At 53.6% G+C, this 25,495-nt stretch carries 25 protein-coding genes and 5 tRNA genes; 20 read left to right on the top strand and 10 right to left on the bottom strand.

Annotated elements, in window-relative coordinates; translation table 11 throughout:
* The first annotated feature begins 3 nt into the window (after positions 1-3).
* The 12 genes from tolR (at position 4) to pnuC (ending at position 7,462) form a co-directional block, all read left to right on the top strand.
* Entirely contained in the window at positions 4-432 is a 429-nt protein-coding gene (gene tolR, locus LZP96_RS03455) for a colicin uptake protein TolR (protein WP_064325362.1), read from the top strand.
* A 28-nt stretch (positions 433-460) separates the two neighbouring features.
* The gene (tolA, locus tag LZP96_RS03450; protein ID WP_064325363.1) at positions 461-1,741 is read left to right on the top strand and encodes a cell envelope integrity protein TolA; all 1,281 of its coding nucleotides are present in this window, start codon (positions 461-463) and stop codon (positions 1,739-1,741) included.
* A gap of 134 nt (positions 1,742-1,875) precedes the next feature.
* On the top strand, positions 1,876-3,168 hold the full coding sequence (tolB, locus tag LZP96_RS03445) for a Tol-Pal system beta propeller repeat protein TolB (RefSeq protein WP_064325364.1): 1,293 nt from the start codon (positions 1,876-1,878) through the stop codon (positions 3,166-3,168).
* Between the two features lie 35 nt (positions 3,169-3,203).
* Complete coding sequence (pal, locus tag LZP96_RS03440; RefSeq protein WP_003858578.1) at positions 3,204-3,725, top strand: peptidoglycan-associated lipoprotein Pal; 522 nt, start codon at positions 3,204-3,206, stop codon at positions 3,723-3,725.
* Positions 3,726-3,734: 9 nt separating this feature from the next.
* Positions 3,735-4,535: a cell division protein CpoB gene (gene cpoB, locus LZP96_RS03435; protein WP_064325365.1), complete on the top strand. Its 801-nt coding sequence runs from the start codon at positions 3,735-3,737 to the stop codon at positions 4,533-4,535.
* 162 nt (positions 4,536-4,697) lie between these two features.
* Positions 4,698-4,773 (top strand) — tRNA-Lys (locus tag LZP96_RS03430).
* 27 nt (positions 4,774-4,800) lie between these two features.
* Positions 4,801-4,876: transfer RNA gene (locus tag LZP96_RS03425), tRNA-Val, on the top strand.
* Positions 4,877-4,879: 3 nt separating this feature from the next.
* A tRNA-Lys gene (locus LZP96_RS03420) sits at positions 4,880-4,955 on the top strand.
* Between the two features lie 140 nt (positions 4,956-5,095).
* Positions 5,096-5,171, top strand: a tRNA-Lys gene (locus LZP96_RS03415).
* 28 nt (positions 5,172-5,199) lie between these two features.
* Positions 5,200-5,275: transfer RNA gene (locus LZP96_RS03410), tRNA-Lys, on the top strand.
* 401 nt (positions 5,276-5,676) lie between these two features.
* Positions 5,677-6,720: a quinolinate synthase NadA gene (gene nadA / locus LZP96_RS03405; protein ID WP_064325366.1), complete on the top strand. Its 1,044-nt coding sequence runs from the start codon at positions 5,677-5,679 to the stop codon at positions 6,718-6,720.
* A gap of 22 nt (positions 6,721-6,742) precedes the next feature.
* Positions 6,743-7,462 carry a nicotinamide riboside transporter PnuC gene (gene pnuC, locus LZP96_RS03400; RefSeq protein WP_064325367.1) on the top strand — a complete coding sequence of 240 codons (720 nt, stop codon included), beginning with the start codon at positions 6,743-6,745 and terminating at the stop codon, positions 7,460-7,462.
* On the opposite strand, the gene zitB is transcribed toward pnuC, so the two are convergent.
* The gene (gene zitB, locus LZP96_RS03395) at positions 7,459-8,391 is read right to left on the bottom strand and encodes a CDF family zinc transporter ZitB (protein ID WP_064325368.1); all 933 of its coding nucleotides are present in this window, start codon (positions 8,389-8,391) and stop codon (positions 7,459-7,461) included. The two genes, pnuC and zitB, sit on opposite strands and share 4 nt — an antisense overlap.
* Before the next feature lie 106 nt (positions 8,392-8,497).
* Positions 8,498-8,878, bottom strand: a complete 381-nt coding sequence (locus tag LZP96_RS03390) for a YbgS-like family protein (RefSeq protein WP_064325369.1) — start codon at positions 8,876-8,878, stop codon at positions 8,498-8,500.
* 304 nt (positions 8,879-9,182) lie between these two features.
* On the opposite strand from LZP96_RS03390, the gene aroG reads away from it, so the two are divergent.
* Positions 9,183-10,235: a 3-deoxy-7-phosphoheptulonate synthase AroG gene (gene aroG / locus LZP96_RS03385; protein ID WP_064325370.1), complete on the top strand. Its 1,053-nt coding sequence runs from the start codon at positions 9,183-9,185 to the stop codon at positions 10,233-10,235.
* Between the two features lie 59 nt (positions 10,236-10,294).
* Here aroG and gpmA read toward each other — a convergent pair whose 3' ends face one another.
* Positions 10,295-11,047: a 2,3-diphosphoglycerate-dependent phosphoglycerate mutase gene (gene gpmA / locus LZP96_RS03380; protein WP_064325371.1), complete on the bottom strand. Its 753-nt coding sequence runs from the start codon at positions 11,045-11,047 to the stop codon at positions 10,295-10,297.
* A 379-nt stretch (positions 11,048-11,426) separates the two neighbouring features.
* On the opposite strand from gpmA, the gene chbC reads away from it, so the two are divergent.
* Both chbC and chbR read left to right on the top strand, forming a co-directional pair.
* Positions 11,427-12,785, top strand: a complete 1,359-nt coding sequence (chbC, locus tag LZP96_RS03375) for a PTS N,N'-diacetylchitobiose transporter subunit IIC (protein ID WP_064325372.1) — start codon at positions 11,427-11,429, stop codon at positions 12,783-12,785.
* A gap of 12 nt (positions 12,786-12,797) precedes the next feature.
* Complete coding sequence (chbR, locus tag LZP96_RS03370; protein ID WP_064325373.1) at positions 12,798-13,616, top strand: transcriptional regulator ChbR; 819 nt, start codon at positions 12,798-12,800, stop codon at positions 13,614-13,616.
* Positions 13,617-13,724: 108 nt separating this feature from the next.
* On the opposite strand, the gene galM is transcribed toward chbR, so the two are convergent.
* The 6 genes from galM to modE form a co-directional block, all read right to left on the bottom strand.
* Positions 13,725-14,765: a galactose-1-epimerase gene (gene galM / locus LZP96_RS03365; RefSeq protein ID WP_258925694.1), complete on the bottom strand. Its 1,041-nt coding sequence runs from the start codon at positions 14,763-14,765 to the stop codon at positions 13,725-13,727.
* Positions 14,759-15,907: a galactokinase gene (gene galK / locus LZP96_RS03360; RefSeq protein ID WP_258925693.1), complete on the bottom strand. Its 1,149-nt coding sequence runs from the start codon at positions 15,905-15,907 to the stop codon at positions 14,759-14,761. Before galK ends, galM begins: the two co-directional genes overlap by 7 nt.
* 4 nt (positions 15,908-15,911) lie before the next feature.
* A complete protein-coding gene (galT, locus tag LZP96_RS03355) occupies positions 15,912-16,958 on the bottom strand; it encodes a galactose-1-phosphate uridylyltransferase (protein ID WP_064325376.1) in 1,047 nt (348 codons plus the stop codon).
* A gap of 9 nt (positions 16,959-16,967) precedes the next feature.
* On the bottom strand, positions 16,968-17,984 hold the full coding sequence (gene galE / locus LZP96_RS03350) for a UDP-glucose 4-epimerase GalE (RefSeq protein ID WP_258925692.1): 1,017 nt from the start codon (positions 17,982-17,984) through the stop codon (positions 16,968-16,970).
* Positions 17,985-18,183: 199 nt separating this feature from the next.
* Positions 18,184-19,656, bottom strand: a complete 1,473-nt coding sequence (modF, locus tag LZP96_RS03345; protein WP_258925691.1) for a molybdate ABC transporter ATP-binding protein ModF — start codon at positions 19,654-19,656, stop codon at positions 18,184-18,186.
* 67 nt (positions 19,657-19,723) lie between these two features.
* Complete coding sequence (gene modE, locus LZP96_RS03340) at positions 19,724-20,512, bottom strand: molybdenum-dependent transcriptional regulator (RefSeq protein ID WP_064325379.1); 789 nt, start codon at positions 20,510-20,512, stop codon at positions 19,724-19,726.
* 129 nt (positions 20,513-20,641) lie between these two features.
* On the opposite strand from modE, the gene LZP96_RS03335 reads away from it, so the two are divergent.
* The 4 genes from LZP96_RS03335 to modC all read left to right on the top strand — a co-directional run bounded on the left by LZP96_RS03335 (position 20,642) and on the right by modC (position 23,493).
* Positions 20,642-20,791 (top strand): AcrZ family multidrug efflux pump-associated protein, encoded by a 150-nt coding sequence (locus LZP96_RS03335; RefSeq protein ID WP_064325380.1) that lies wholly within the window; start codon positions 20,642-20,644, stop codon positions 20,789-20,791.
* A 178-nt stretch (positions 20,792-20,969) separates the two neighbouring features.
* On the top strand, positions 20,970-21,746 hold the full coding sequence (gene modA, locus LZP96_RS03330; protein WP_258925690.1) for a molybdate ABC transporter substrate-binding protein: 777 nt from the start codon (positions 20,970-20,972) through the stop codon (positions 21,744-21,746).
* Entirely contained in the window at positions 21,743-22,432 is a 690-nt protein-coding gene (gene modB / locus LZP96_RS03325; RefSeq protein WP_064325382.1) for a molybdate ABC transporter permease subunit, read from the top strand. Before modA ends, modB begins: the two co-directional genes overlap by 4 nt.
* A 2-nt stretch (positions 22,433-22,434) precedes the next feature.
* Positions 22,435-23,493 carry a molybdenum ABC transporter ATP-binding protein ModC gene (gene modC, locus LZP96_RS03320; RefSeq protein WP_064325383.1) on the top strand — a complete coding sequence of 353 codons (1,059 nt, stop codon included), beginning with the start codon at positions 22,435-22,437 and terminating at the stop codon, positions 23,491-23,493.
* Here modC and LZP96_RS03315 read toward each other — a convergent pair whose 3' ends face one another.
* The gene (locus LZP96_RS03315) at positions 23,494-24,312 is read right to left on the bottom strand and encodes a pyridoxal phosphatase (protein WP_064325384.1); all 819 of its coding nucleotides are present in this window, start codon (positions 24,310-24,312) and stop codon (positions 23,494-23,496) included.
* Between the two features lie 140 nt (positions 24,313-24,452).
* Between LZP96_RS03315 and pgl the strand changes: the two genes are divergently transcribed.
* The gene (pgl, locus tag LZP96_RS03310) at positions 24,453-25,448 is read left to right on the top strand and encodes a 6-phosphogluconolactonase (protein ID WP_064325385.1); all 996 of its coding nucleotides are present in this window, start codon (positions 24,453-24,455) and stop codon (positions 25,446-25,448) included.
* Positions 25,449-25,495: the final 47 nt, after the last annotated feature.

Here is a 25,495-nt window from a genome sequence, read left to right as displayed (position 1 = left end):
ACCATGGCCAGATCGCGTGGACGAGGTCGTCGCGAACTCAAGTCCGAAATCAATATCGTTCCGTTGCTTGACGTCTTGCTGGTGTTATTGCTGATCTTTATGGCAACGGCGCCCATCATTACGCAAAGCGTGGAAGTTGATCTGCCGGATGCGACAGAATCACAGGCGGTAAGCTCTAATGATGAACCCCCGGTCATTATTGAAGTCTCCGGGGTGGGGCAATATAGCGTGGTGGTCGAAAAAGATCGTATGGATCAGCTTCCGCCAGAGCAGGTTATCGCCGAAGCACAGCGACGTCTGGGAGCCAATCCTAAAACGGTCTTCTTGATCGGCGGTGCGAAAGACGTGCCTTACGATGAAATCATTAAAGCGCTGAACTTGCTACATAGTGCGGGCGTTAAGTCAGTTGGCTTAATGACTCAGCCTATTTGATCATCTGCGTAGTTTTTGGGAACCGATAGTGTCAAAGGCAACCGAACAGAACGACAAGCTTAAGCGAGCGATCATTATCTCCGCAGTGCTGCATGTGATTCTTTTTGCAGGGCTGATCTGGAGTTCGTTCGATGAGCATATCGATGCATCAGCGGGCGGCGGTGGAGGCTCCTCCATTGACGCCGTGATGGTGGATCCCGGCGCGGTAGTGCAAAACTATAACCGTCAGCAACAGCAGCAGGCGAGTGCAAAACGTGCTGAAGAGCAGCGTGACAAACAGGCGCAACAGCAAGCCGAGGAGCTGCGTGAAAAGCAGGCCGCGGAGCAGGAGCGACTGAAGCAGCTTGAAAAAGAACGTTTGCAGGCGCAGGAAGCGGCGAAAGAGCAGGCAGAGCAGCAAAAACAGGCAGAAGACGCCGCGAAGAAAGCGCAGGAACAGCAAAAGCAAGCGGAAGAGGCAGCAGCCAAAGCCGCGGCAGATGCGAAGGCGCAGGCGGATGCTCAGGCAAAATTAGCGGCTGAAGCCGCGAAGAAAGCCGCTGCCGATGCACAGAAAAAAGCGGAAGCAGAAGCGGCTAAGAAAGCTGCTGCAGACGCACAGAAGAAAGCGGAAGCAGAAGCGGCGAAGAAAGCGGCTGCTGATGCACAGAAGAAAGCTGAGGCCGAGGCCGCGAAGAAAGCGGCTCAGGAAGCAGAGAAAAAAGCAGCGCAGGACGCGGAGAAGAAAGCCGCTGCCGAGGCTGCGAAGAAAGCCGCCGCCGCTGAGAAGGCTGCGGCAGCTAAAGCGGCTGCGGCTGAAAAGGCTGCGGCGGATAAAAAAGCGGCCGCGGCAGAAAAAGCCGCTGCAGATAAAAAAGCGGCTGCCGATAAAGCAGCAGCGGCTAAAGCCGCCGCTGCCAAAAAGGCTGCCTCTGCATCTGATGTAGACGACCTGTTCGGTGACCTGAGTTCAGGTAAGAATGCACCGAAAACCGGGGGTGGGGCGAAAGGAAGTAACGCAGCACCTGCCGGAAGTGGTAACACTAAGAACAACGGTGCTTCAGGCGCTGAGATCAATAGCTATGCCGGGCAGATTAAATCCGCGATTGAAAGCCGATTTTATGATGCTTCCTCTTATGCCGGTAAAACGTGTACGTTGCGTATAAAACTGGCACCAGACGGTATGCTCCTTGATATTCAGTCTGAAGGCGGGGATCCGGCTCTCTGTACGGCTGCGCTGGCTGCGGCTCGTCAGGCTAAAATGCCAAAACCGCCTTCGCAGGCCGTTTATGAAGTCTTTAAAAATGCACCACTGGACTTTAAACCTTAAATGACATTTTCCCCGTGCAATCGGGGAAAAATAGACCAGGTTTAGTGTCAGGGGTCTGGTAGTTTTGTCTATTTGAGTTTGTTAACATTCTGCTAAATTATCGTGGGTAAGATTATCCAGATAAGGGAGATATGATGAAGCAGGCATTACGTGTAGCGGTAAGTTTCTTTATGCTGTGGGCAGCTGTGCTGCATGCAGAAGTACGCATTGAGATCACCCAGGGGGTGGACTCAGCGCGTCCAATCGGCGTTGTTCCGTTCCAGTGGGCAGGCCCGGGTGCTGCACCTGAGGACATTGGCGGCATCGTGGCGGCCGACCTGCGCAACAGCGGTAAATTCAACCCATTAGATCGTTCTCGTCTGCCTCAGCAGCCGGGCACTGCGCAGGAAGTTCAACCTGCTGCATGGTCTGCGCTGGGTATCGATGCTGTCGTTGTCGGCCAGGTTACGCCTGCCCCTGACGGTGGCTATAACGTCGCTTATCAGCTGGTGGATACCGGCGGTGCGCCGGGTACCGTACTGGCTCAAAACACGTATAAAGTAAACAAGCAGTGGCTGCGTTATGCGGGCCACACTGCCAGTGACGAAGTGTTTGAGAAGCTGACCGGTATTAAAGGGGCGTTCCGTACCCGTATCGCCTATGTGGTGCAGACCAATGGCGGTCAGTTCCCGTATGAGCTGCGCGTTTCCGACTATGATGGTTATAACCAGTTCACCGTTCACCGTTCACCGCAGCCGCTGATGTCTCCGGCATGGTCTCCGGACGGCTCTAAGCTGGCCTATGTGACCTTCGAAAGCGGCCGTTCTGCGCTGGTTATCCAGACGCTGTCTAACGGTGCGGTTCGTCAGGTTGCGTCATTCCCGCGTCACAACGGTGCGCCAGCTTTCTCCCCGGATGGTTCTAAACTGGCCTTTGCGTTGTCTAAAACCGGTAGCCTGAATCTGTACGTTATGGACATTGGTTCTGGTCAGATCCGCCAGGTCACTGATGGTCGCAGCAACAACACGGAACCTACCTGGTTCCCGGACAGCCAGAACCTGGCCTTTACCTCTGACCAGGCCGGTCGTCCGCAAGTGTATAAAGTTAATGTTAACGGCGGTGCCCCGCAGCGTATTACCTGGGAAGGTTCACAGAACCAGGATGCTGATGTAAGCAGCGACGGTAAAACGATGGTAATGGTAAGTACGGCTGGTGGTCAGCAACACATTGCCAAACAAGATCTGGTAACGGGTGGCGTGCAAGTTCTGTCGTCAACGTTCCTGGATGAAACGCCGAGTCTGGCACCTAACGGCACGATGGTAATCTACAGCTCTTCTCAGGGGATGGGATCTGTGCTGAATCTGGTTTCTACAGATGGGCGTTTCAAAGCGCGTATTCCGGCAACTGATGGACAGGTCAAATCCCCTGCCTGGTCGCCGTATCTGTAAATAATAATTAATTGATTACTAAAGGAATCTTAGAAATGCAACTGAACAAAGTGCTGAAGGGGCTGATGATCGCTCTGCCTGTTATGGCAATCGCAGCGTGTTCTTCCAACAAGAACGCAAGCAACGACCAGAGCGGCGAAGGCATGATGGGTGCCGGCACTGGTATGGACGCTAACGGCAACGGCAACATGTCTTCTGAAGAGCAAGCGCGTCTGCAGATGCAGCAGCTGCAGCAGAACAACATCGTTTACTTCGATCTCGACAAGTACGACATTCGTTCTGACTTCGCTGCGATGCTGGATGCGCACGCTAACTTCCTGCGTAGCAACCCGTCTTACAAAGTCACCGTAGAAGGTCATGCGGACGAACGTGGTACTCCAGAGTACAACATCTCCCTGGGCGAACGTCGTGCTAACGCTGTTAAAATGTACCTGCAAGGTAAAGGCGTTTCTGCAGACCAGATCTCCATCGTTTCTTACGGTAAAGAAAAACCTGCAGTACTGGGTCATGACGAAGCGGCTTACTCCAAAAACCGTCGTGCCGTACTGGTTTACTAAGAGAATTGCATGAGCAGTAACTTCAGACATCATCTGTTGAGTCTGTCGTTACTGGTTGGTATAGCGGCCCCCTGGGCCGCTTTTGCTCAGGCACCAATCAGTAGTGTCGGCTCAGGCTCGGTCGAAGACCGCGTCACCCAACTCGAGCGTATTTCCAACGCTCACAGTCAGCTTTTAACTCAACTCCAGCAGCAACTTTCTGATAACCAAAATGATATTGATTCTCTCCGTGGTCAAATCCAGGAAAATCAGTATCAGCTCAATCAGGTTGTAGAACGCCAGAAGCAGATCTTATTGCAGATGGATAGCCTGAGCAGCGGTGGTGGTAGTGGTGCAGCACAACCTGCGGCAGGCGATCAAACGGGTGCCGCGACCGCGACTCCGGCTCCTGGCTCAGATGCGGGCGCTGCAACAGGTGCGCCTGTACAGAGCGGTGACGCGAATACGGACTACAATACCGCCTTTGCCCTTGTGCAGGACCAATCACGTCAGGAAGACGCTATTGCGGCGTTCCAGAACTTCGTGAAGAAGTATCCTGATTCTACTTACCAGCCAAATGCAAATTACTGGCTTGGTCAGTTGAACTACAACAAAGGTAAAAAGGATGATGCGGCGTTCTATTTTGCCTCTGTGGTAAAAAATTACCCCAAATCACCGAAGGCACCCGACGCGATGTTTAAAGTCGGCGTGATCATGCAGGATAAAGGCGACAGCGCAAAAGCGAAGGCCGTTTATCAGCAGGTTGTAGCGAAGTATCCTGGCACCGAAGGTGCAAAACAGGCGCAAAAACGTCTCAGCACGATGGGATGACGATCGCATGACCAGAAATCGCGTTATTTCTGGTCGTGCTGCGTGATTCCTAAGCAGTTAAGTGATCTGTATCGAAATTTTTGTTGCGCTGAATTCTTAAATCAGTAATATATGCCGCCGTTGCCAAGGGATATCAAACACCCCAAAAGCAGCAAAAATAGTGGGTCGTTAGCTCAGTTGGTAGAGCAGTTGACTTTTAATCAATTGGTCGCAGGTTCGAATCCTGCACGACCCACCACTAAAAGCAGTTCCGGTAGTTCAGAGTGGGTGATTAGCTCAGTTGGTAGAGCATCTCCTTTACACGGAGGGGGTCGGCGGTTCGAGCCCGTCATCACCCACCACTCGGGTCGTTAGCTCAGTTGGTAGAGCAGTTGACTTTTAATCAATTGGTCGCAGGTTCGAATCCTGCACGACCCACCAATTTTAATGTCTTACTCAGATATTAAACGTGAAGGATAACGTTGCATCAGCAACGGCCCGTAGGGCGAGGCGAAGCCGAGTCATCCTGCACGACCCACCAGTTATATTGGTACAGAGTAAATTTTCAGGCGTACCCGAGAGGGTCGTTAGCTCAGTTGGTAGAGCAGTTGACTTTTAATCAATTGGTCGCAGGTTCGAATCCTGCACGACCCACCAGCCTGAAAAAAGAAGTTCATCCCGAAAGGGGTCGTTAGCTCAGTTGGTAGAGCAGTTGACTTTTAATCAATTGGTCGCAGGTTCGAATCCTGCACGACCCACCAATGTAAAAAGGCGCCCTAAAGGCGCCTTTTTGCTCTCTGCGGTATAAACGATTCGAATCTGCAGCAGGTTTGAGCCGAACGCAGTGAGGCACCGGAGCCGCTTGCGGCGACGGCCCGAAGGGCGAGCGAAGCGAGTCATCCTGCACGACCCACTAATGTAAAAAGGCGCCCTAAAGGCGCCTTTTTGCTTTCTGCGATATAAACGATTCGAACCTGCAGCGATAGTAGCCTTCAAATGTCGATTTGCGAAGTGCCATCTGCAAACGCAGTACGCGTAATTCCGATGACATTTCCTCACAAATTCGCTATCTTGTTTAGTATACAAAACATATTCAGCCCGTCTTGCGGTTGCTTTAGGTAAGACAGAGATTATTGTTAAGCCTGTAAAACGAGATATGACGATGAGCGTGATGTTCGACCCTGAAGCCGCAATCTATCCTTTCCCGCCAAAGCCGGTTCCCTTGACGGCGGACGAGAAACAATTTTATCGTCAGAAAATCAAGCGATTACTGAAAGAGCGCGATGCGGTTATGGTCGCGCATTATTACACCGATCCAGAAATTCAACAGCTTGCCGAAGAGACGGGCGGATGTATTTCTGACTCGCTTGAAATGGCGCGGTTCGGTGCAAAGCATCCGGCGTCAACGCTGCTGGTTGCGGGCGTTCGCTTTATGGGCGAAACGGCTAAAATCTTAAGCCCGGAAAAAACGATTCTGATGCCAACCCTTAACGCCGAGTGCTCACTCGATTTAGGGTGTCCGATTGACGAGTTCACCGCGTTTTGCGATGCCCATCCGGATCGTACCGTGGTGGTCTACGCCAATACCTCCGCTGCGGTGAAAGCGCGGGCCGACTGGGTGGTCACCTCCAGTATTGCGGTTGAACTGATTGAGCATCTTGATAGCCTGGGCCAGAAAATTATCTGGGCACCGGATAAACATCTTGGTGGCTATGTGCAAAAGCAAACTGGCGCAGACGTACTTTGCTGGCAGGGGGCCTGCATCGTGCATGATGAATTTAAAACGCAAGGGCTGATGCGCATGAAGGCGCTCTATCCGGAAGCGGCCATTCTGGTGCATCCGGAGTCTCCACAATCCGTGGTCAACCTGGCTGATGCGGTAGGATCGACCAGTCAGCTCATCCACGCCGCGCAAACTCTGCCACATCAACAGCTGATCGTGGCCACCGACCGCGGCATTTTTTATAAAATGCAGCAGGCCGTGCCGGAGAAAGAGTTGCTTGAAGCGCCCACCGCTGGAGAAGGGGCGACATGCCGCAGCTGCGCGCACTGCCCGTGGATGGCAATGAACGGCCTGAAAGCCATTGCAGAAGGGTTAGAAAACGGCGGAGCGGCGCATGAAATCCATGTTGATGCGGCACTGCGTGAAGGCGCGCTGATTCCGCTTAACCGCATGCTGGATTTTGCGGCTACACTTCGTTCATAAATCACTAATTTTTGAGGAAGAGATGGATTTTTTTAGCACGCAGAACATCCTGGTTCATATCCCGATTGGCACCGGTGGCTACGATCTCTCATGGATTGAAGCAATCGGCACTCTGGCGGGCCTGCTCTGCATCTGGCTGGCAAGCCTTGAAAAGATAAGCAACTATGCGTTTGGGCTGATTAACGTCACGCTCTTCGCCATCATCTTTTTCCAGATCCAGCTGTATGCCAGCCTGCTGTTACAGCTGTTTTTCTTTGCCGCCAATATTTACGGCTGGTATGCCTGGTCAAGGCAAAACAGCCAGCAGGAAGCCGAGCTGCAAATTCGCTGGCTACCCTTGCCGAAAGCCATCGCCTGGCTCGTGGCCTGCGTGGTCGCCATCGGCCTGATGACCGTCTATATCAATCCGGTTTTCGCTTATCTGACCCGTATCGCGGTCATGGTGATGAGTTCACTTGGCCTGAATGTCACCCAACCTGAACTACAGCCGGACGCGTTTCCGTTCTGGGATTCCTGCATGATGGTGCTGTCGATTGCAGCGATGATCCTGATGACGCGTAAATACGTTGAAAACTGGCTCCTGTGGGTCATTATCAACGTGATAAGCGTAGTGATCTTTGCGCGTCAGGGCGTTTACGCCATGTCGCTGGAGTATCTGCTGCTCACCTTCATTGCGCTGAACGGTAGCCGGATGTGGATCAAGAGCGCGCGTGAGAGAGGCTCCCGCGCGCTGGCACGTTAATGATGGTGATGGTGCGTGTGGCCGGGCTGCGTCTCATTGAGGTGGCAGTCCGGCCCATTGCAGGGCTGATACTCCATCTGGATCGTCGCATGACCAATCTCATAATGATGCGCGAGAAAATGCTGGATTCGACCCAGAAGGGCGTCATGATCGTGGGGCGGCACAACCTGCACATGCAAAGTCATAACCGGTTTTTCGCCCACCTGCCAGACGTGAACGTGGTGCACATTCCGCACTTCCGGCACGGAACGACAAAGATCGCGTTTCAGCTGAGGAATATTCAGCGAGACCGGTGCACCCTCCAGTAACTCATTCACACTCTCTTTTAACAGCCGCCATGCGCTGCGTAAGACCAGGCAGGAAACCAGTACCGACAGTATCGGGTCGACGGGCGTCCAGCCGGTATAGAGGATGACCAGCGCCGCGACAATAGCGCCCACAGACCCAAGAAGGTCGCCCAGCACGTGCAGCGCGGCGGCACGCACGTTCAGGTTTTGCTCCGCACTGCCGCGGTGCAAAATCCAGAATGATAAGATGTTCGCCACCAGACCCGCGACGGCAATGGCCATCATGGTCGCCCCGGCGACAGGTTGCGGGTGGGAGAATCGCTGAAAGGCTTCCCAGACAATTAAAATCGTGATCACCACCAGGGCGATGGCATTAACGAAGGCGGCAAGGGTGGTGAGTCTCAGCCAGCCAAACGTATGACGCGTATTCGGTGGGCGACGTGCAAAGTGTACCGCCATCAATGCGAAAAGGAGCGCAGCCGCATCCGTCAGCATATGTCCGGCGTCAGCCAACAACGCCAGTGAACCCGACACCAGTCCGCCAATGACCTCAATAACCATAAAGAGGGCGGTGACGCCGAAAGCCAGCATGAGTCGTTTAGCGTTATCGTCGCCAGAGGCGGGTGAGTGAGAGTGCGCCATGGGTAGTTCTGCTCCGTTATCCCTGTGAGCTTAGAGTCTTTAACATTTTGCCCAAAAAAGAAAGGAGAGCTTGCGCTCTCCTTCTTGATTCAGACATCAGGCTCTATTACTGCGTGGTGCCGTCTGTTTTGGTGTTGGCATCGTCACCGACTTTTTTGCTGGTATCGGGACATTTACCGTCTTTACACATAGAGTTTTTATGCATTTCGTCCTTGGTCATGTTGTCATGATTCATGGTGCCGGAATCCGTTCCATTCGAATTCATCATGGTGCCACCGGTATTGGTGCTGCCGTTATTAATGTCGTTATTGTTAACGCCATTAGGGGCAATATTCTGCTTTGCATCAGGGGCCACCTGACCGGCTTCAGCTGCGGCGTTTGCCTGACCTGTACCATCTGAAGAGCCCGTTTCTGCGGCAAGTGCTGCGCCGCTGGCCATGGTGAGTGTCGCTGTCAGGAAAAGGGTCGCGAGTTTGGTCATTTTCATTATGCTGCTCCTGTTCTGGTCGTTATTTGCTGGATAACTTTCCAACAGTGCACGTCATTGAGTGGTCAAAGATTCCGCCCTATGTTGCTGTGGCAGGATGGAATCATGTCTAAAAGATAAATCTCAGTCGTTACAGTTAAAAAGTGTAGATTACCTCTCGTTTTTCGCTACTTTGTGACGTTTATTAACCTATTTCCAGGAATTATCCGTGTGAAGTGTAAAAGCCCGTTTACACTTCGCGAATGACGAGATAGATTGGAGGGATTGCATTCATGATGAAAGATATGGCAGAGCTGGAAAGAAAATGAATTATCAGAACGACGATTTACGCATTAAAGAGATCAACGAGTTATTACCTCCCGTCGCACTCCTTGAAAAATTCCCTGCTACTGAAAACGCGGCAAATACGGTTTCTCACGCCCGCAAAGCGATCCATAAGATCCTGCAAGGCGGCGACGATCGTCTTCTGGTGGTGATTGGCCCTTGTTCCATTCACGATCCTGCCGCGGCAAAAGAGTATGCATCTCGTTTGCTGACGCTGCGCGAAGCGCTGAAAGACGAGCTGGAAATTGTTATGCGCGTCTATTTTGAAAAACCGCGTACGACGGTGGGCTGGAAAGGGCTGATCAACGACCCTCATATGGATAACAGCTTCCAGATCAACGACGGTCTGCGTATTGCGCGCAAGCTGCTTCTGGAAATCAACGACAGCGGTTTACCGGCTGCGGGTGAATTTCTGGATATGATTACGCCGCAGTATCTGGCGGATTTAATGAGCTGGGGCGCCATCGGCGCACGGACAACGGAATCACAGGTTCACCGTGAGCTGGCGTCCGGTCTCTCCTGCCCGGTTGGATTTAAGAACGGCACTGACGGCACCATTAAGGTCGCCATCGATGCGATCAATGCTGCGGGGGCGCCGCACTGCTTCCTTTCCGTCACCAAATGGGGACATTCTGCCATCGTTAACACCAGCGGAAACGGCGACTGCCATATCATTTTGCGCGGTGGTAAAGAGCCTAATTACAGCGCACAGCATGTGGCTGAGGTGAAGTCCGGGCTGGAAAAAGCGGGTCTGACGCCTAACGTGATGATCGATTTCAGCCATGCGAACTCCAGCAAGCAGTTCAAAAAGCAGATGGACGTGGGTACCGACGTCTGTCAGCAGATGGCGAACGGTGAAAAAGCGATTATCGGGGTGATGATTGAAAGCCACCTGGTGGAGGGAAATCAAAGTCTCGAAGGCGGTGAACCGCTGGTTTACGGCAAAAGCGTTACGGATGCCTGCATTGGCTGGGAAGATACCGATGCGATCCTGCGCCAGCTTGCCGGGGCGGTAAAAGCCCGTCGCGGCTAACGCTCAGCAAGGCCAAAAAAAAGCGTGGAGGCTCCACGCTTTTTTTACGTCTGCGAAAATTACTTCGCTTTACCCTGGTTTGCTACGGCAGCCGCTTTCGCCGCGATTTCGTCTGCATTGCCCAGATAGTAACGTTTCAATGGCTTGAAGTTTTCGTCGAATTCATACACCAGCGGAACGCCCGTTGGGATGTTCAGTTCGAGGATCTCTTCTTCGCTCATGTTATCCAGGAACTTCACCAGCGCACGCAGGGAGTTACCGTGGGCAGCGACGATAACGCGCTCACCGCTTTTAATGCGTGGCAGGATGGTTTCGTTCCAGTATGGCACCACGCGGTCGATGGTCAGCGCCAGGCTTTCAGTCTGTGGCAGCTCTGCATCGGTCAGTTTTGCGTAGCGTGGATCGTGGCCCGGATAGCGCTCATCATCTTTGGTCAGCTCTGGTGGGGTGACCGCGAAGCCGCGACGCCACTGCTTAACCTGCTCGTCGCCGTATTTCTCAGCGGTTTCGGCTTTGTTCAGGCCCTGCAGCGCACCATAGTGACGCTCGTTCAGTTTCCAGGATTTCTCAACCGGCAGCCAGGCTTGATCCAGTTCGTCCAGGACGTTCCACAGGGTGTGGATGGCACGTTTCAGCACAGAGGTATAAGCAAAATCAAAGCTGAAGCCTTCATCTTTCAGCAGCTTACCTGCTGCTTTTGCTTCGCTTACGCCTTTCTCGGACAGGTCAACGTCGTACCAACCGGTGAAGCGGTTTTCGTTGTTCCACTGACTTTCGCCGTGGCGCACCAGAACCAGCTTAGTTACAGCCATATTTTACTCCTCAAGCTTTATCGAATGATAACAATTCTCATTATATTGCCCTGACCATGCCAGCAGCAACGCTTATTCAATACAATAGCGAAAATCTGCGCTCTATGTAAGACACTTGTAAACCAGTCGTTGCTCAAACATGTATGTTGGTTGATCGTTTGGCGAAAATTGCTGCGGACAGAGAAAGCGCCCGGCACAATTATGCAATTTGTGAAAACCATCAACCCGACAGGTCAACCATTCACCATTTGCGATACTCATTCGTTATCGCCCAGAAGGCCGCTCAGTTATGCTAAACACCATTCTGCTGATGTATGAGCAACGTCCTTTTAAAGAATAAAAGCTTAATTTCCCCATTAAAAATGTGAGGGTGTCATTTATGGCTGGTTTTGTCGGTTCGCTGGAGCGCATGATTTTGCCTGTGGCAATCAGGCTGGGAAAGCAAGTACACGTTAATGCGATAAAAAACGGATTTATTCGGTTGATGCCCTTAACCCTGGTTGGGGCGATATTTGTGCTAATTAATAATGTATTGCTTAATTTTGAGAATGGGTCATTTTTTTGGTCAATAGGTATCCATCTGGATGCCGAGACGATAAATACGTTCAATGGGTTAAAAATGACAGGCAACAGCGTGTATAACGGCACGCTGGGGATTATGTCTCTTATGACGCCGTTTTTTATCGGCATGGCACTGGCTGAAGAACGTAAAGTGGATCCGCTGGCGGCAGGATTATTATCCATTGCCACTTTTATGACGCTCACGCCATTCAGGGTGGGGGAGATAAATGCCGTTGGCGCGAACTGGCTGGGCGGCGCAAATATTATCTCAGGTATTATTATTGGCCTGGCCGTGGCCGAGACAGTCACCTTTATTCTTCGGCGTAAATGGGTTGTGGTGCTGCCCGACAGCGTACCGGAGTCTGTGTCTCGTTCATTTACCGCACTTGTCCCCGGCTTTATTATCCTGCTTATCGCTGGAATGATCTCCTGGGCACTCGCGTTGTCAGGCGCCCACTTCCACCAGGTTATTATGAATTCCATCTCGAATCCGCTGGCGTCGCTTGGCGGGGTTGTGGGCTGGGCTTATGTGATTTTTAATTCCTTACTATGGTTCTTTGGCGTCCATGGTGGACTGGCGCTCACTGCCTTAAACAGCGGCATCCTTGGCCCCTGGGGTCTGGAAAACATGGCTACGTATACGGAATATGGGTCCATTGAGGCGGCGCTGGCGGCCGGGAAAAATTTCCACTTCTGGACCGGGCCGATGCTGGAATCCTACGTTTATCTGGGTGGGACAGGGGCAACCCTTGGACTGATTTTTGCGATATTCATTGCCTCGCGCCGCGCTGACTACCGCCAGGTCGCGAAAATGGCATTGCCCTCTGGGTTATTCAATATTAATGAGCCTATTCTGTTTGGCTTGCCGATCATAATGAACCCGGTGCTGATGATCCCCTTTGTGGTCATTCAGCCGATCCTCGCGGGCATTGCGCTGGCTGCCTGGTCGCTGGATATTATTCCGCCATCCACGAATTTCGCGCCATGGACCATGCCGCCGGGGCTCGGAGCTTTTTTCAATAGTAACGGCAGCGTACCCGCGCTGTTCCTCGCGCTGGTTAACCTGTCCGTGGCGACATTTATCTATCTGCCGTTTGTCGTTATCGCGAACAAAGCACAAAGCGTAATAGAAAAAGAAGAGAGCGAAGAAGAGATCGCGAATGCGTTAAAATTCTGACGAGGAACAATCATGGAATGCCATACCGTACAGGAGAGCCAGTTTCTGAAGGGCAAAGATTTCTATTTCTTTATTCTGGATAAAACGGAAAGCAGGAGTGGCTTACATGAGCATGATTATTACGAATTTACGCTCATTTTGAATGGCATTTGCAGTCAGATTATAAATGGTAAAAGAGTGGATCTGGCCCGAGGTGATTTCGTCTTCATTCCGGTGGGGTCAAATCACCAGACCTATTATGACTATGGTGTGACCCGCATACTTAATATGGGAATTGGCAAGCGCTATTTCGACCAGCATTATCTTTCCCTGCTGCCATCGTGTTTTGTGGCATCGCAACGTTATTCCGTTACGGGTTCTTTTTTAAACTATATCGAATCTACGCTCGCAACGTTAAACGCCTATCCTGGTGAGTTTGACGAGTTCAATAAGCTCTTAACCTATTATATCGTCAACCGTTTATGCCACTACGATAATGCGCAGGAGCAGAGTGAGGTTCCCGGCTGGCTTACCCTGTTAGTTCGACAGATGCACAATAAAGCGTTGTTTGCGGAGAAAGCGCTGGAAAATATGGTTCGGCTATCAGGGAAAACGCAGTCTTACCTGACCAGAGCCACGAATCGCTATTATCAAAAAACGCCCGGCCAGTTGATTAACGAAATACGTATCAACTATGCCAGGCAGCAGCTGGAAACCACCAACTTCTCCGTCACGGATATTGCGTTTGACGCGGGTTTCAGCAGTCCAGGCCTGTTTATTAATCACTTCAAAAAGATCACTTCCGTCACGCCGGGGCACTATCGGCGACGTCTGGTCAATCAAATTCTTTAACAGGAAGTTGAAGAGGCGGATTGAGGATAGTCTGGCACTCATGCCGGAGGATACGCTCTCGATTATGGTAAGTGCGCCCGCCGTAAACGGTGGGCGCAATGGTTATTTTCAGGCGGGGATAAAGTGGTAGTGGGTTACGCTCACATACTCTTCACCAGGACGCAGCACACAGTCTGGCTGGGGCCAGTCGGTGTGGTTTGGGCTGTCGGGTAAAAACTCGCTTTCCAGCGCCAGGCCTTGCCAGTCGCTGTACTCGTCATGCTCGCGCGCGAGCGTGCCGCCCAGATAGTTCCCGGAGTAAAATTGCAGCGCAGGCGCAGTGGTGTAGACCGTCATTTGCAGCTTTTCATCCGCTGACCAGAGCTGTGCCGCAGGCGCTGAAAGATCGCCTTTTGCCTGCAGGAGGAACGCGTGATCATAGCCTTTCATCTTGCGCTGATCGTCATCGCTCAGGAAATCCTGAGCAATGGTTTTCACCTCGCGGAAATCAAAGCTGTTGCCGTTCACCGACTTGAGACCCTGATAAGGGATGCCCGTTTCATCAACGGGAAGATACGCATCGGCCAAAATTTGCAGCTTATGCTGACGCACGTCGCAGCGATTGCCGTCGAGATTAAAGTAAGCATGATTGGTCAGATTCACCGGGCAAGGCTTATCGACGGTGGCGCGATACTCAATGGCAATACGATTATCGTCGGTCAGGGTAAAACGTGCCGTTGCAGAGAGATTTCCCGGGAAGCCCTGGTCGCCATCATGTGACTCAATGGCAAACAACACTTCGCTGTCATTCTGCTGAACGATACGCCAGCGGCGCTTATCAAAACCGTCTGGCCCACCGTGAAGCTGGTTTTCGCCCTGGCTTGGCAACAGCGTGTAGTGCTTGCCGTCGAGCTCAAACTGGCTTTTGGCGATGCGATTGGCATAACGTCCCACCGAGGCGCCGAGAAACGCCTCCTGCTGGGGATACTGTTCAGGCGAGGCGCAGCCAAGCAAGGTTTCCCGAACGCTGCCGTCAGGCATCGGGACGCGGGCGGAGAGCAGGGTAGCGCCCCAGTCCATGACCGTAACAACCATCCCGGCCGGATTACGCAGGGTGAGCAGACGGTACGGCAGACCATCCGCGGCGAGAGTTGGCGTTTCGTTTAGCACTGACCCGCTCCTTGTGAAGGTTTGCACACGTAAAAGGTTTCCTTGATGCCCGTTTTCGCTTCGTACTGTTTCTCAACGGCATCCTGTACAGCAGGAACCAGCGACTCGGGAATCAGTGCGACGATACAGCCGCCAAAGCCGCCGCCGGTCATGCGCACGCCGCCTTCATGGCCAATCGTCGCTTTCACGATCTCGACCAGCGTATCGATTTGCGGCACGGTGATTTCAAAGTCATCGCGCATCGAAGCGTGAGACTCTGCCATCAGCTCACCCATCCGTTTCAGATCGCCGTGCTCCAGTGCGGAGGCGGCTTCAACGGTGCGGGCATTTTCGGTCAGGACATGGCGAACGCGTTTTGCGACCACCGGGTCCAGCTCGTGAGCCACTTTGTTGAATTCGTCGAGGGTGACATCGCGTAAGGCCGGTTGCTGGAAGAATCGCGCGCCGGTTTCGCACTGTTCACGACGGGTATTGTATTCACTGCCGACCAGCGTCCGCTTAAAGTTGCTGTTGATGATGACCACCGCCGCCCCTTTCGGTACGGAGACCGCTTTTGTTCCCAGCGTACGGCAGTCGATCAGCAGGGCGTGATCTTTCTTACCGAGCGCCGAGATCAGCTGATCCATAATCCCGCAGTTACAGCCGACAAACTGGTTTTCCGCTTCCTGTCCGTTCAGCGCAATTTGCGCGCCGTCCAGCGACAGGTGATAAAGTTGCTGGAAAACCGTTCCGACCGCCACTTCCAGAGAGGCGGACGAACTTAAACCGGCCCCCTGTGGAACATTGCCGCTGATCACCAGATCGGCGCCCCCAAAGCTTTTGTCGCGATTTTGCAGGTGTTTCACCACGCCACGCACATAGTTTGACCACTGCTGCGACTCGTGCGCGACAATCGGCGCATCCAGAGAGAATGTGTCAGTTTGATTGTCATAGTCGGCGGCAATCACGCGTACCTGACGGTCATCGCGTTTCGCACAGCTGATGACGGTCTGGTAATCAATGGCGCAGGGCAGAACAAAACCATCGTTGTAGTCGGTATGTTCACCAATCAGATTCACGCGGCCGGGCGCCTGAATCGCGTGGGTGGCAGGGTAGCCGAATTTTTCAGCAAACAGGGATTGTGTTTTTTCTTTCAAACTCATGTTTTTAAACTCCTGATTCGCGGTAGTGGACGTCGCTGACAGCGCGCAGACGCTCTGCGGCTTGCTCAGCCGTCAGGTCACGCTGGGTTTCTGCCAGCATTTCATAGCCCACCATAAATTTACGCACCGTTGCGGAACGCAGCAATGGCGGATAGAAATGGGCATGCAGCTGCCAGTGCGCGTTCTCTTCCCCGTTAAACGGCGCGCCGTGCCAGCCCATAGAATAGGGGAAGGAGCACTGGAAGAGGTTGTCATAGCGGCTGGTAAGTTTTTTTAACGCCAGCGCTAAGTCGTCGCGCTGCGCATCTGTCAGATCGGTGATGCGTTGCACGGCGGCTTTAGGCAGCAGGAGCGTTTCAAACGGCCACGCCGCCCAGTACGGCACCACCGCCAGCCAGTGTTCAGTCTCGACGACGGTACGGCTGCCGTCTGCCATTTCGCGTTTGACATAATCGACCAACAGGGGCGACTGGTGCTCCGCGTAATAGGCTTTTTGCAGTCGGTCTTCACGCTCTACTTCATTTGGTATGAAGCTGTTAGCCCAAACCTGACCGTGCGGATGCGGGTTGGAACAGCCCATGGCCGCACCTTTATTTTCAAAAACCTGCACCCACGGATAGGTCTGGCCCAGCTCTGCCGTTTGCGCCTGCCAGGTGTTGACCACCTCTTTAAGCGCATCGACGCTCAGCTCAGGCAGCGTTTTGCTGTGATCCGGTGAGAAGCAGATAACCCGGCTCGTGCCGCGCGCGCTTTCACAACGCATCAGCGGATCGTCATTTTCCGGCGCGTCAGGCGTATCGGTCATCAGGGCCGCAAAATCGTTGGTAAACACGTAGGTGCTTTGATAATCCGGATTTTTATCACCGGTCACACGGGTATTGCCCGGACAGAGGAAACAGTCGGGGTCGTGCGCGGGAAGGGTCTGCTGAGCAGGCGTTTCTTGCGCTCCTTGCCAGGGCCGCTTCGCGCGATGCGGAGAAACCAGAATCCATTGCCCGGTTAACGGGTTATAACGCCGATGCGGATGATCGACGGGGTTGAATTGCGTCATCACTGATCCTTAGTCGGGATAGCCTTGCGGATGGCGTGACTGCCAGTGCCAGGTATCTTGTGCCATTTCATCCAGCGTGCGGGTCACGCGCCAGTTAAGCTCTTTATCGGCTTTGGTTGCATCTGCCCAGTAAGCGGGAAGATCGCCGTCGCGACGTGGGGCAAAGTGATACTTCACCGGTTTGCCACACGCTTTACTGAACGCATTCACGACATCCAGCACGCTGCTGCCAACGCCCGCACCCAGATTATAGATATGCACGCCAGGCTTACCCGCCAGCTGCTGCATGGCGGCAACGTGACCATCAGCAAGGTCCATCACGTGGATATAGTCGCGCACGCCCGTACCGTCTTCTGTCGGGTAATCATTGCCAAAAATGGCCAGAGAGTCGCGACGGCCCACCGCCACCTGCGCAATGTAAGGCATCAGGTTATTCGGGATGCCCTGAGGATCTTCGCCCATATCGCCCGACGGATGTGCGCCTACCGGGTTGAAATAGCGCAGCAGGGCAATGCTCCAGTCAGGCTGGGCTTTTTGCAAGTCCGCGAGGATTTGCTCGACCATCAGTTTACTTTTGCCGTAGGGGCTTTGTGGCGTACCGGTCGGGAAGCTTTCAACGTATGGAATTTTAGGCTGATCGCCGTAAACCGTGGCGGAGGAGCTAAAGATAAAGTTTTTCACGTTCGCAGCACGCATCGCCGAGATTAAACGCAGCGTACCGTTAACGTTGTTATCGTAGTATTCGAGCGGTTTTGCCACGGATTCACCGACCGCTTTTAGTCCAGCAAAGTGGATCACCGTATCGATAGCATGGTCGTGCAGAATTTCGGTCATTAACGCTTCGTTGCGGATATCGCCCTCTACAAACGTAGGTTGCTTACCGCCCAGGCGTTCAATCACAGAGAGGACGCTGCGCTTACTGTTGCAAAGATTGTCGAGGATGATGACATCATGCCCATTTTGCAGCAGTTGCACACAGGTATGACTTCCTATGTAACCGCTACCACCTGTTACCAGAACTCGCATGTTTCGCTCCATTAGGCTTATGGTATGTAATAAACATAGCATATCAGAGACGCGAAAAGTGTGACATGGGATAAAATAGTGGAATCGTTTACACTCAGACAGGACACCCTTTTTTGCCGTGGTTAGCCTATTCTAAATCAAAGAGATAGGGATGTATTGATGCAGGTTATCTGAAAAACGGGGCCGCAGCCCCGAAGGGTTATTCAATTTTGCTCAGCAGGTAGCGGTAGCCTTCACCTTCAGGCACGAACGCCAGTCGGTGCGTGATGCAGGAAGGCGCATCTTCGGCATGGTGTGAAACAAACAGCAGCTGTGTTTCACCTTCGCCAATCAGCACGTCTACAAAGCGGCGGATCAGCTGACGGTTTAGCGGATCCAGCCCCTGCAACGGTTCGTCCAGAATCAACAGCGTGGGGTGTTTAACCAGGGCGCGCACAATCAGCGCAAGACGTTGTTGCCCCCAGGAGAGACCATGAAACGGCGCATCGGCAAGGCGGTTGTCAAAGCCCAGTATATCCAGCCACTGCTGCACAAGTTTGTGCTGCCTGTCAGATACCGCCTGATAAATACCAATGGAATCGAAATAACCCGACAAAATAACGTTACGCACTGATGTGCTGACGCGGTAATCCAGATGCAGGCTGCTGCTCACGTAGCCGATATGTTTTTTAATATCCCAGATGGTTTCACCGCTGCCGCGGCGGCGGTGAAACAGGGTCAAATCATTACTGTATCCTTGCGGATGGTCGCCGGTAATCAGGCTCAGCAGCGTCGATTTACCGGCGCCGTTTGGTCCCGTAATTTGCCAGTGCTCACCCGGCTGCACCGTCCAGCTAAGTTGATTGAGAATAGGGCGATCGTTATAGGCGACCTGGCCATTATTTAGCACGATCAACGGCTGACCGCTGACCAGCCCGTGGCGGGCGGAGGGCACGTCCGGCTCGGGAAGACGAATACCGTCCAGCTTTTCGCTGTGCGCCAGCTGGGCAATCAGCGCCTGCTGTAATAAGGCGCTCTTTTCGCCTGTTTCAGTCAGTGCGCAATCGGCAAGAACACCGGCGTACTGAACAAAAGAGGGAATTTCATCAAAGCGGTTAAGCACCAGCACAAGGGTATAGCCCTGTCGGTTGAGCGTTTCCAGCAGGAGGGCCAGCTGCTCACGGGAATGCACGTCCAGCCCGTCAAAGGGCTCATCCAGAATCAGCAGGTCTGGCTCACTCATCAGCGCCTGGCACAGCAAAGTTTTGCGTGTTTCACCCGTCGAGAGGTATTTGAAGCGCCGTTCAAGCAGACCGGTAATACCAAACTGTTCGGCCAGCTGCTGGCAGCGGTCGCTGTCTTTCACCTCGTCCTGAATAATTTCGGCGGTGGTGCGGCCCGTATCCTCTTCACCGGGGCTGAGCAGATCGGTGTTGTTGCGCTGCCACTCGTCGCTGACCAGCTTTTGCAGCTGTTCAAAGGAGAGGCGCGTCACGCGGGTAAAGGTACTGTGGCGCTCGCCTTTAAGCTGAGTCAGTTCACCGGACAGGGCGCGCGCCAGCGCAGATTTCCCGCTGCCGTTGGTGCCGACAAACGCCCAGCTTTCGCCAGCGCGCAGGGTTAAGTCCGGCAGGGTTAAGATGTGGGTATCGCTAAGACGAAACGTGCCTTGCGAAATATGCAATGATGACATGAGTTATCCCGTTTTTTGCAGCAATAGTTCTCAGGGATACTCACTGGCGGCGCGTTTGTCAATGGACTTAGCACAACGTGGCGATAATGACGCGGTCAGCGTTAAAATATGCCGTGACGTCCGCACCTTCTTCTAAGTCGGTAGCATCGGCTAACGGAATTGTGGCGCATAGCGTCTGGCCGTCGGGCAGAGTCATCAACACTTCGCACTGCTCGTCTCCGCGTGAGATGTGGGTAATGGTTCCCTGTAACTGGTTGTCTGCCTCTTTGGCACGTTTCGCGTCACGCGTAATATTGACCCACGGCGCTTTTAACAGCACCAGCACCTCTTTGCCTTCGTCCAGCCCCAGGCGTTCGCCACTTTGCGCCGTGAGGGCCACTTTCAGGCGCGTGGCGCCATCCGCCAGAAGAATATCGACGTGTTGCTGCACGGTATCGCGATCGCGGGCGGTCACCGTGCCGAACCACTGATTGCGTGCGCTGGTCTGAAGTGAAAAGCGGGAGATGGCCGCCAGCAGGCTGTCCAGCGGCAGGGCATCGTCGTCGCTTAAGACATCAAAGGCTTTTTGCTGAATCTGTGCCAGCAAATCGTAAAGCTGAATCAGACGCTGGCCATACCGGGTGAGTAGCGCACCGCCGCCCCCTTTGCCGCCTGTGGCTCTGTCGACCAGCGTTTGTTCGCTCAGGGTGTTCATCTCGTTGATGGCATCCCAGGCGCTTTTGTAACTGATACCGGCGTTTTTGGCGCCCTGGCTAATTGAGCCCGTTTGTTCTATCTGTTTAAGCAGGGCGATACGGCGCGGATCGGCGAAAAGTTTCTGCTGAAGTCGTAAGGTAAGGAGAATTTCGGCCTGCATAGCACGGAGTCCTGGCAAAAAGGGTATTGTGACCCAAATGCCTTCCGGCGCAAAGGGCACCGCACAAAAGGGGATGTTTTTCTCTCTTTTAAGGGTAGAATACGCTATTCACATTGTCTGGAGAAAACCATGTTAGAGTTGTTGAAAAGTCTGGTATTCGCCGTGATCATGGTACCCGTAGTGATGGCCATCATCCTCGGTGCCATCTACGGTTTGGGTGAAGTGTTCAACCTGTTTTCGAACATTGGTCACCGGGACCAGCCTAAAAAGCAGCATTGATTTCCGTCAAAACGCCCGGCCTGCCCGGGCGTTTTGCTCTTAAGTTTTCGCCATTCCCGCCGATATTTATTCCATTCGCCGTGCGCTTTACTCATTAATCGGTACGATTTAACGCTAGGATCTCCCCGGTGATATCGTTATATTTATAAATATATAACGAAACTCAAAGAGGTTACCCATGACACGTACTGGATTACGTTTTTTCGCAGGGGCGATGCTGACGCTGATGCTCACCGGGCAGGCGCTGGCTGACGAAGGCAAAATTACCGTTTTTGCTGCTGCATCGCTGACGAACGCCATGCAGGATATTGCTGCACAGTATAAAAAAGAGCACAACGTCGACGTGGTCTCCTCTTTTGCCTCTTCGTCGACGCTGGCTCGCCAGATAGAGGCGGGTGCGCCGGCTGACCTGTTCATCTCTGCCGATCAGAAATGGATGGATTACGCGGCCGATAAAAAAGCGATTGATACGGCGACGCGCGCCACGTTGTTGGGTAACAGTCTTGTGCTGGTGGCGCCAAAAACCGGCACGCAGGGCGATGTAACCATCAGTAAAGAGACGCAATGGGCAAGCCTGCTCAACGGCGGACGTCTGGCGGTGGGCGATCCGGAACATGTTCCCGCCGGGATCTATGCCAAAGAAGCGCTGCAAAAACTGGGTGCCTGGGATACATTGTCGGCAAAACTGGCGCCGGCGGAAGACGTACGCGGCGCACTGGCGCTGGTGGAACGTAACGAAGCCCCGCTGGGCATTGTTTACGGTTCCGACGCCGTCGCCGGGAAAGGGGTCAAAGTGGTTGGCACCTTCCCGGAAGACTCCCACAAGAAAGTGGAATACCCGGCGGCCATTGTTGATGGACACAAAAATGCGACGGTCAGCGCCTTCTATGACTACCTGAAGGGGCCAGAAGCGTCGGCAATCTTTAAACGATATGGATTTACGACTCACGAATGATATTGACGGATCCTGAATGGCAGGCTGTTCTGCTGAGCCTTAAAGTCTCTTCCCTGGCAGTGGTGTTCAGTTTGCCTTTTGGGATCTTCTTTGCCTGGTTACTGGTTCGCTGCCGGTTTCCCGGCAAGGCGTTGCTCGACAGCGTGCTTCACCTTCCTCTCGTCTTACCGCCTGTCGTGGTGGGCTATTTATTACTGATTGCCATGGGGCGTCGCGGCTTTATCGGCCAGTGGTTATACGACTGGTTTGGCCTGACGTTTGCGTTTAGCTGGCGCGGCGCGGTGTTAGCTGCGGCGGTCATGTCCTTTCCCCTGATGGTGCGTGCCATTCGCCTGGCGCTGGAAGGCGTCGATATCCGGCTGGAGCAGGCGGCGCGTACGCTGGGTGCGGGTCGCTGGCGCGTCTTTATGACCATCACCTTACCGCTGACGCTGCCCGGCATCATTGTGGGGACGGTCCTGGCCTTCGCCCGTTCGCTGGGGGAGTTTGGCGCCACTATTACCTTTGTCTCAAACATACCCGGTGAAACGCGAACCCTGCCCTCGGCGATGTACACCCTGATCCAGACCCCCGGCGGCGAAGGTGCTGCCGCGCGGTTGTGCATCATCTCGATTGTGCTGGCCCTGGTGTCGCTGCTCATTTCAGAATGGCTGGCGCGCGTGAGCCGCGAGCGGATGGGGAAATAATCATGCTTGAACTGAATTTCACCCAAACGCTGGGTAACCATACCCTGACGCTGAATGAAACGCTTCCCGCCAGCGGCATCACCGCTGTCTTTGGTGTCTCAGGGGCGGGGAAAACGTCGCTTATCAACGCCATTAGCGGACTCACGCGTCCTCAAACTGGCCGCATAGTGCTAAACGACCGCGTGCTGACGGACGTTGACCGCAAGATCTTCCTGGCGCCGGAGAGACGCCGCATTGGTTACGTTTTCCAGGACGCACGTCTGTTTCCCCATTACAAAGTGCGCGGCAACCTGCGCTATGGCATGGCGAAAAGCATGGGCGCGCACTTTGATCATCTGGTCTCTCTTCTGGGCATTGAGGCATTGCTGGATCGGCTGCCATCCTCCCTTTCGGGGGGAGAAAAACAGCGTGTGGCAATCGGGCGCGCCCTGTTAACCGCCCCGGACCTCTTGCTGCTGGATGAACCGCTGGCGTCTCTTGATATTCCGCGCAAACGTGAACTGCTGCCATATCTTCAGCGGCTGGCGCGCGAAATCAATATCCCCATGCTCTACGTCAGCCACTCTCTGGATGAGATTTTGCATCTGGCCGACAAAGTGCTGGTGCTGGAAAACGGCAACGTGAAAGCCTTCGGCAATCTGGAGGAAGTCTGGGGGAGCAGCGTGATGCATCCCTGGCTACCGAAAGAGCAGCAGAGCAGCATTCTGAAGGTCAGCATAATGGAGCATCATCCGCACTATGCCATGACGGCGCTGGCGCTGGGCGACCAGCATTTGTGGGTTAACCGCATTGATAAGCCGCTGCAAACGGCGCTGCGAATCCGTATTCAGGCCTCGGATGTCTCGCTTGTCCTGCAACCGCCGTTGCAAACCAGTATCCGTAATATCCTGCGCGCAAAGGTAGCCCAGTGTTTTGACGACAACGGTCAGGTCGAAGTGCAACTGGACGTGGGAAGTAAAACCCTGTGGGCGCGTATCAGCCCCTGGGCCAGAGATGAGTTGGGCATCAAACCTGGCCTGTGGCTCTACGCGCAAATCAAGAGCGTCTCGATTACGACCTGATCACAGCAGATGGGTGTAGATGTACCGGGCAATGCTGTCGGTGGTGTTGTCGCCAATCACGATATTGGCGCGTGCTTTTACCGCATCATCGGCGTTGCCCATTGCCACCCCGATCCCCGCCGCTTCCAGCATACTGATGTCATTGTAGTTATCGCCAAAGGCAATGACATCCTGCATTGATCCGCCCTGCGACTCGACAAATTGCGTCAGGCGTTTACCCTTACTGTTGCCTTTGCGGGCGATATCAACCTGATCGTGCCATGACCATTCGCACTCCAGACCGAGCGTTTGCTCCACGTGCAGGGCAAATTCATTGAGTTTTGTGGTGTCTTCATCGGTCAGGGCAAATTTCCAGATAGCGTCGACTTCTTCAGCAGCCTGGCGCAAAGAGGAGACCTGCGTGAAGACCGGACGCTGCGCTTCAGGCAGCGACAGCGCCCAGTTGCTGGTGCGGATCACGTGGCCGGTAGGGCGCTCATACAGCATGGCATTATCGACATACATCAGGCCGTGAACGGCGTGTTCATCCAGCAGGTCAATGAGTTGCAGGGCCTGCTGTGCAGGCAAGGGATCGGCTTGCAGAACCTTTTTTGCATGATAATCATACAAATAAGTGCCATTACAACAAATTGCAGGTGTATCTAATGCCAGTGCCTGATAAAAAGGATGAATGGCAACGTGATGTCGGCCCGTGACGATGAGAAGTTGATACCCTGCTTCCTGAGCACGTTTCAGTGCCTCGAGCGAAGAGGGGAGCAAGGTTTTTTGCGGGGTCAGTAAGGTACCGTCTAAATCCAGAGCAATCACACGCGAGGTCATTTTTTATTCCGGGTTAATATTGAATTTAAAGTCTGCAGGGATGGTACACCGAGAGGCGAAAGCGTCAAAATCCCCGGCTCAAATTCAGCATTTGCCGTTAAAAGTTAACTACTTTCATGCGCAGTGAGGAGTGAGTATTCATGAAACAAACCGTCTATACCGCCAGTCCAGAAAGCCAGCAGATCCACGTCTGGCGTCTGAATTCCGAAGGTACGCTCACCCTGGTTCAGGTTGTTGATGTGCCAGGACAGGTTCAGCCGATGGTGATTAGCCCGGATAAACGTTTCCTCTACGTTGGCGTCCGTCCAGAATTTCGCGTGCTGGCCTACCGTATTTCACCGGATGACGGGGCACTCACCTACACCGCCGAGGCCGCCCTGCCGGGTAGCCCAACGCACATCTCCACCGATCGTCAAGGCCGCTTTATCTTTAGCGGCTCCTACAATGCGGGCTGCGTGAGCGTCACACGTCTTGACGACGGTATTCCCGTTGAGATCGTCGACGTGGTGGAAGGGCTGGAAGGCTGTCACTCAGCCAATATCTCACCGGACAACCGCACGCTGTGGGTGCCGGCGCTGAAACAGGATCGCATTTGCCTGTTTACCCTCAGCGAAGACGGTCACCTGGTGGCGCAGGAGCCCGCTGAAGTTACCACCGTTGAAGGCGCAGGCCCGCGTCACATGGTCTTCCACCCGAATCAGCAGTTTGCCTACGTGGTGAACGAACTGAACAGCTCCGTCGACGTGTGGCAACTGAACGACGCGCACGGTCAAATCGAGTGCGTGCAGACGCTGGATATGATGCCGTCTGATTTTACCGATACGCGCTGGGCGGCGGATATTCACATTACCCCGGACGGTCGTCATCTTTATGCCTGCGATCGTACCTCCAGCCTGATCACGATTTTCAGCGTATCTGAAGATGGTAGCGTACTGGCCGTCGAAGGCTTCCAGCCAACGGAGACGCAGCCGCGTGGCTTTAACGTTGATTTTAGCGGTAAATACCTGATTGCCGCAGGGCAGAAGTCCCATCACATCGCCCTGTATGAAATCACCGGCGAGCAGGGGCTGCTGGCAGAGAAAGGGCGCTATGCGGTAGGACAAGGCCCAATGTGGGTGGTCGTCAACGCACACTAATGAGCCGCAATAAAAAACCTCGCAGATGCGAGGTTTTTTTATGTCCG

This window comes from Huaxiibacter chinensis (assembly GCF_022171985.1).
Taxonomy (GTDB): Bacteria; Pseudomonadota; Gammaproteobacteria; order Enterobacterales; family Enterobacteriaceae; genus Enterobacter; species Enterobacter chinensis_A.
Note: the sequence above shows the minus strand (reverse complement) of the source record. Positions and strands in the feature narration are given on the sequence as shown.

Excerpts from the sequence above, each read along its gene's own strand:
- aroG (WP_064325370.1), top strand. The coding sequence starts at position 9,183 with ATGAATTATCAGAACGACGATTTACGCATTAAAGAGATCAACGAGTTA.
- modE (WP_064325379.1), bottom strand. The coding sequence starts at position 20,512 with ATGCAGGCCGAAATTCTCCTTACCTTACGACTTCAGCAGAAACTTTTC.
- modF (WP_258925691.1), bottom strand. The coding sequence starts at position 19,656 with ATGTCATCATTGCATATTTCGCAAGGCACGTTTCGTCTTAGCGATACC.
- galK (WP_258925693.1), bottom strand. The coding sequence starts at position 15,907 with ATGAGTTTGAAAGAAAAAACACAATCCCTGTTTGCTGAAAAATTCGGC.
- tolB (WP_064325364.1), top strand. The coding sequence starts at position 1,876 with ATGAAGCAGGCATTACGTGTAGCGGTAAGTTTCTTTATGCTGTGGGCA.
- zitB (WP_064325368.1), bottom strand. The coding sequence starts at position 8,391 with ATGGCGCACTCTCACTCACCCGCCTCTGGCGACGATAACGCTAAACGA.
- galT (WP_064325376.1), bottom strand. The coding sequence starts at position 16,958 with ATGACGCAATTCAACCCCGTCGATCATCCGCATCGGCGTTATAACCCG.
- gpmA (WP_064325371.1), bottom strand. The coding sequence starts at position 11,047 with ATGGCTGTAACTAAGCTGGTTCTGGTGCGCCACGGCGAAAGTCAGTGG.
- LZP96_RS03335 (WP_064325380.1), top strand. The coding sequence starts at position 20,642 with ATGTTAGAGTTGTTGAAAAGTCTGGTATTCGCCGTGATCATGGTACCC.
- LZP96_RS03390 (WP_064325369.1), bottom strand. The coding sequence starts at position 8,878 with ATGAAAATGACCAAACTCGCGACCCTTTTCCTGACAGCGACACTCACC.
- pal (WP_003858578.1), top strand. The coding sequence starts at position 3,204 with ATGCAACTGAACAAAGTGCTGAAGGGGCTGATGATCGCTCTGCCTGTT.
- nadA (WP_064325366.1), top strand. The coding sequence starts at position 5,677 with ATGAGCGTGATGTTCGACCCTGAAGCCGCAATCTATCCTTTCCCGCCA.
- modB (WP_064325382.1), top strand. The coding sequence starts at position 21,743 with ATGATATTGACGGATCCTGAATGGCAGGCTGTTCTGCTGAGCCTTAAA.
- pgl (WP_064325385.1), top strand. The coding sequence starts at position 24,453 with ATGAAACAAACCGTCTATACCGCCAGTCCAGAAAGCCAGCAGATCCAC.
- tolR (WP_064325362.1), top strand. The coding sequence starts at position 4 with ATGGCCAGATCGCGTGGACGAGGTCGTCGCGAACTCAAGTCCGAAATC.
- modC (WP_064325383.1), top strand. The coding sequence starts at position 22,435 with ATGCTTGAACTGAATTTCACCCAAACGCTGGGTAACCATACCCTGACG.
- pnuC (WP_064325367.1), top strand. The coding sequence starts at position 6,743 with ATGGATTTTTTTAGCACGCAGAACATCCTGGTTCATATCCCGATTGGC.
- LZP96_RS03315 (WP_064325384.1), bottom strand. The coding sequence starts at position 24,312 with ATGACCTCGCGTGTGATTGCTCTGGATTTAGACGGTACCTTACTGACC.
- modA (WP_258925690.1), top strand. The coding sequence starts at position 20,970 with ATGACACGTACTGGATTACGTTTTTTCGCAGGGGCGATGCTGACGCTG.
- cpoB (WP_064325365.1), top strand. The coding sequence starts at position 3,735 with ATGAGCAGTAACTTCAGACATCATCTGTTGAGTCTGTCGTTACTGGTT.
- galE (WP_258925692.1), bottom strand. The coding sequence starts at position 17,984 with ATGCGAGTTCTGGTAACAGGTGGTAGCGGTTACATAGGAAGTCATACC.
- chbR (WP_064325373.1), top strand. The coding sequence starts at position 12,798 with ATGGAATGCCATACCGTACAGGAGAGCCAGTTTCTGAAGGGCAAAGAT.
- chbC (WP_064325372.1), top strand. The coding sequence starts at position 11,427 with ATGGCTGGTTTTGTCGGTTCGCTGGAGCGCATGATTTTGCCTGTGGCA.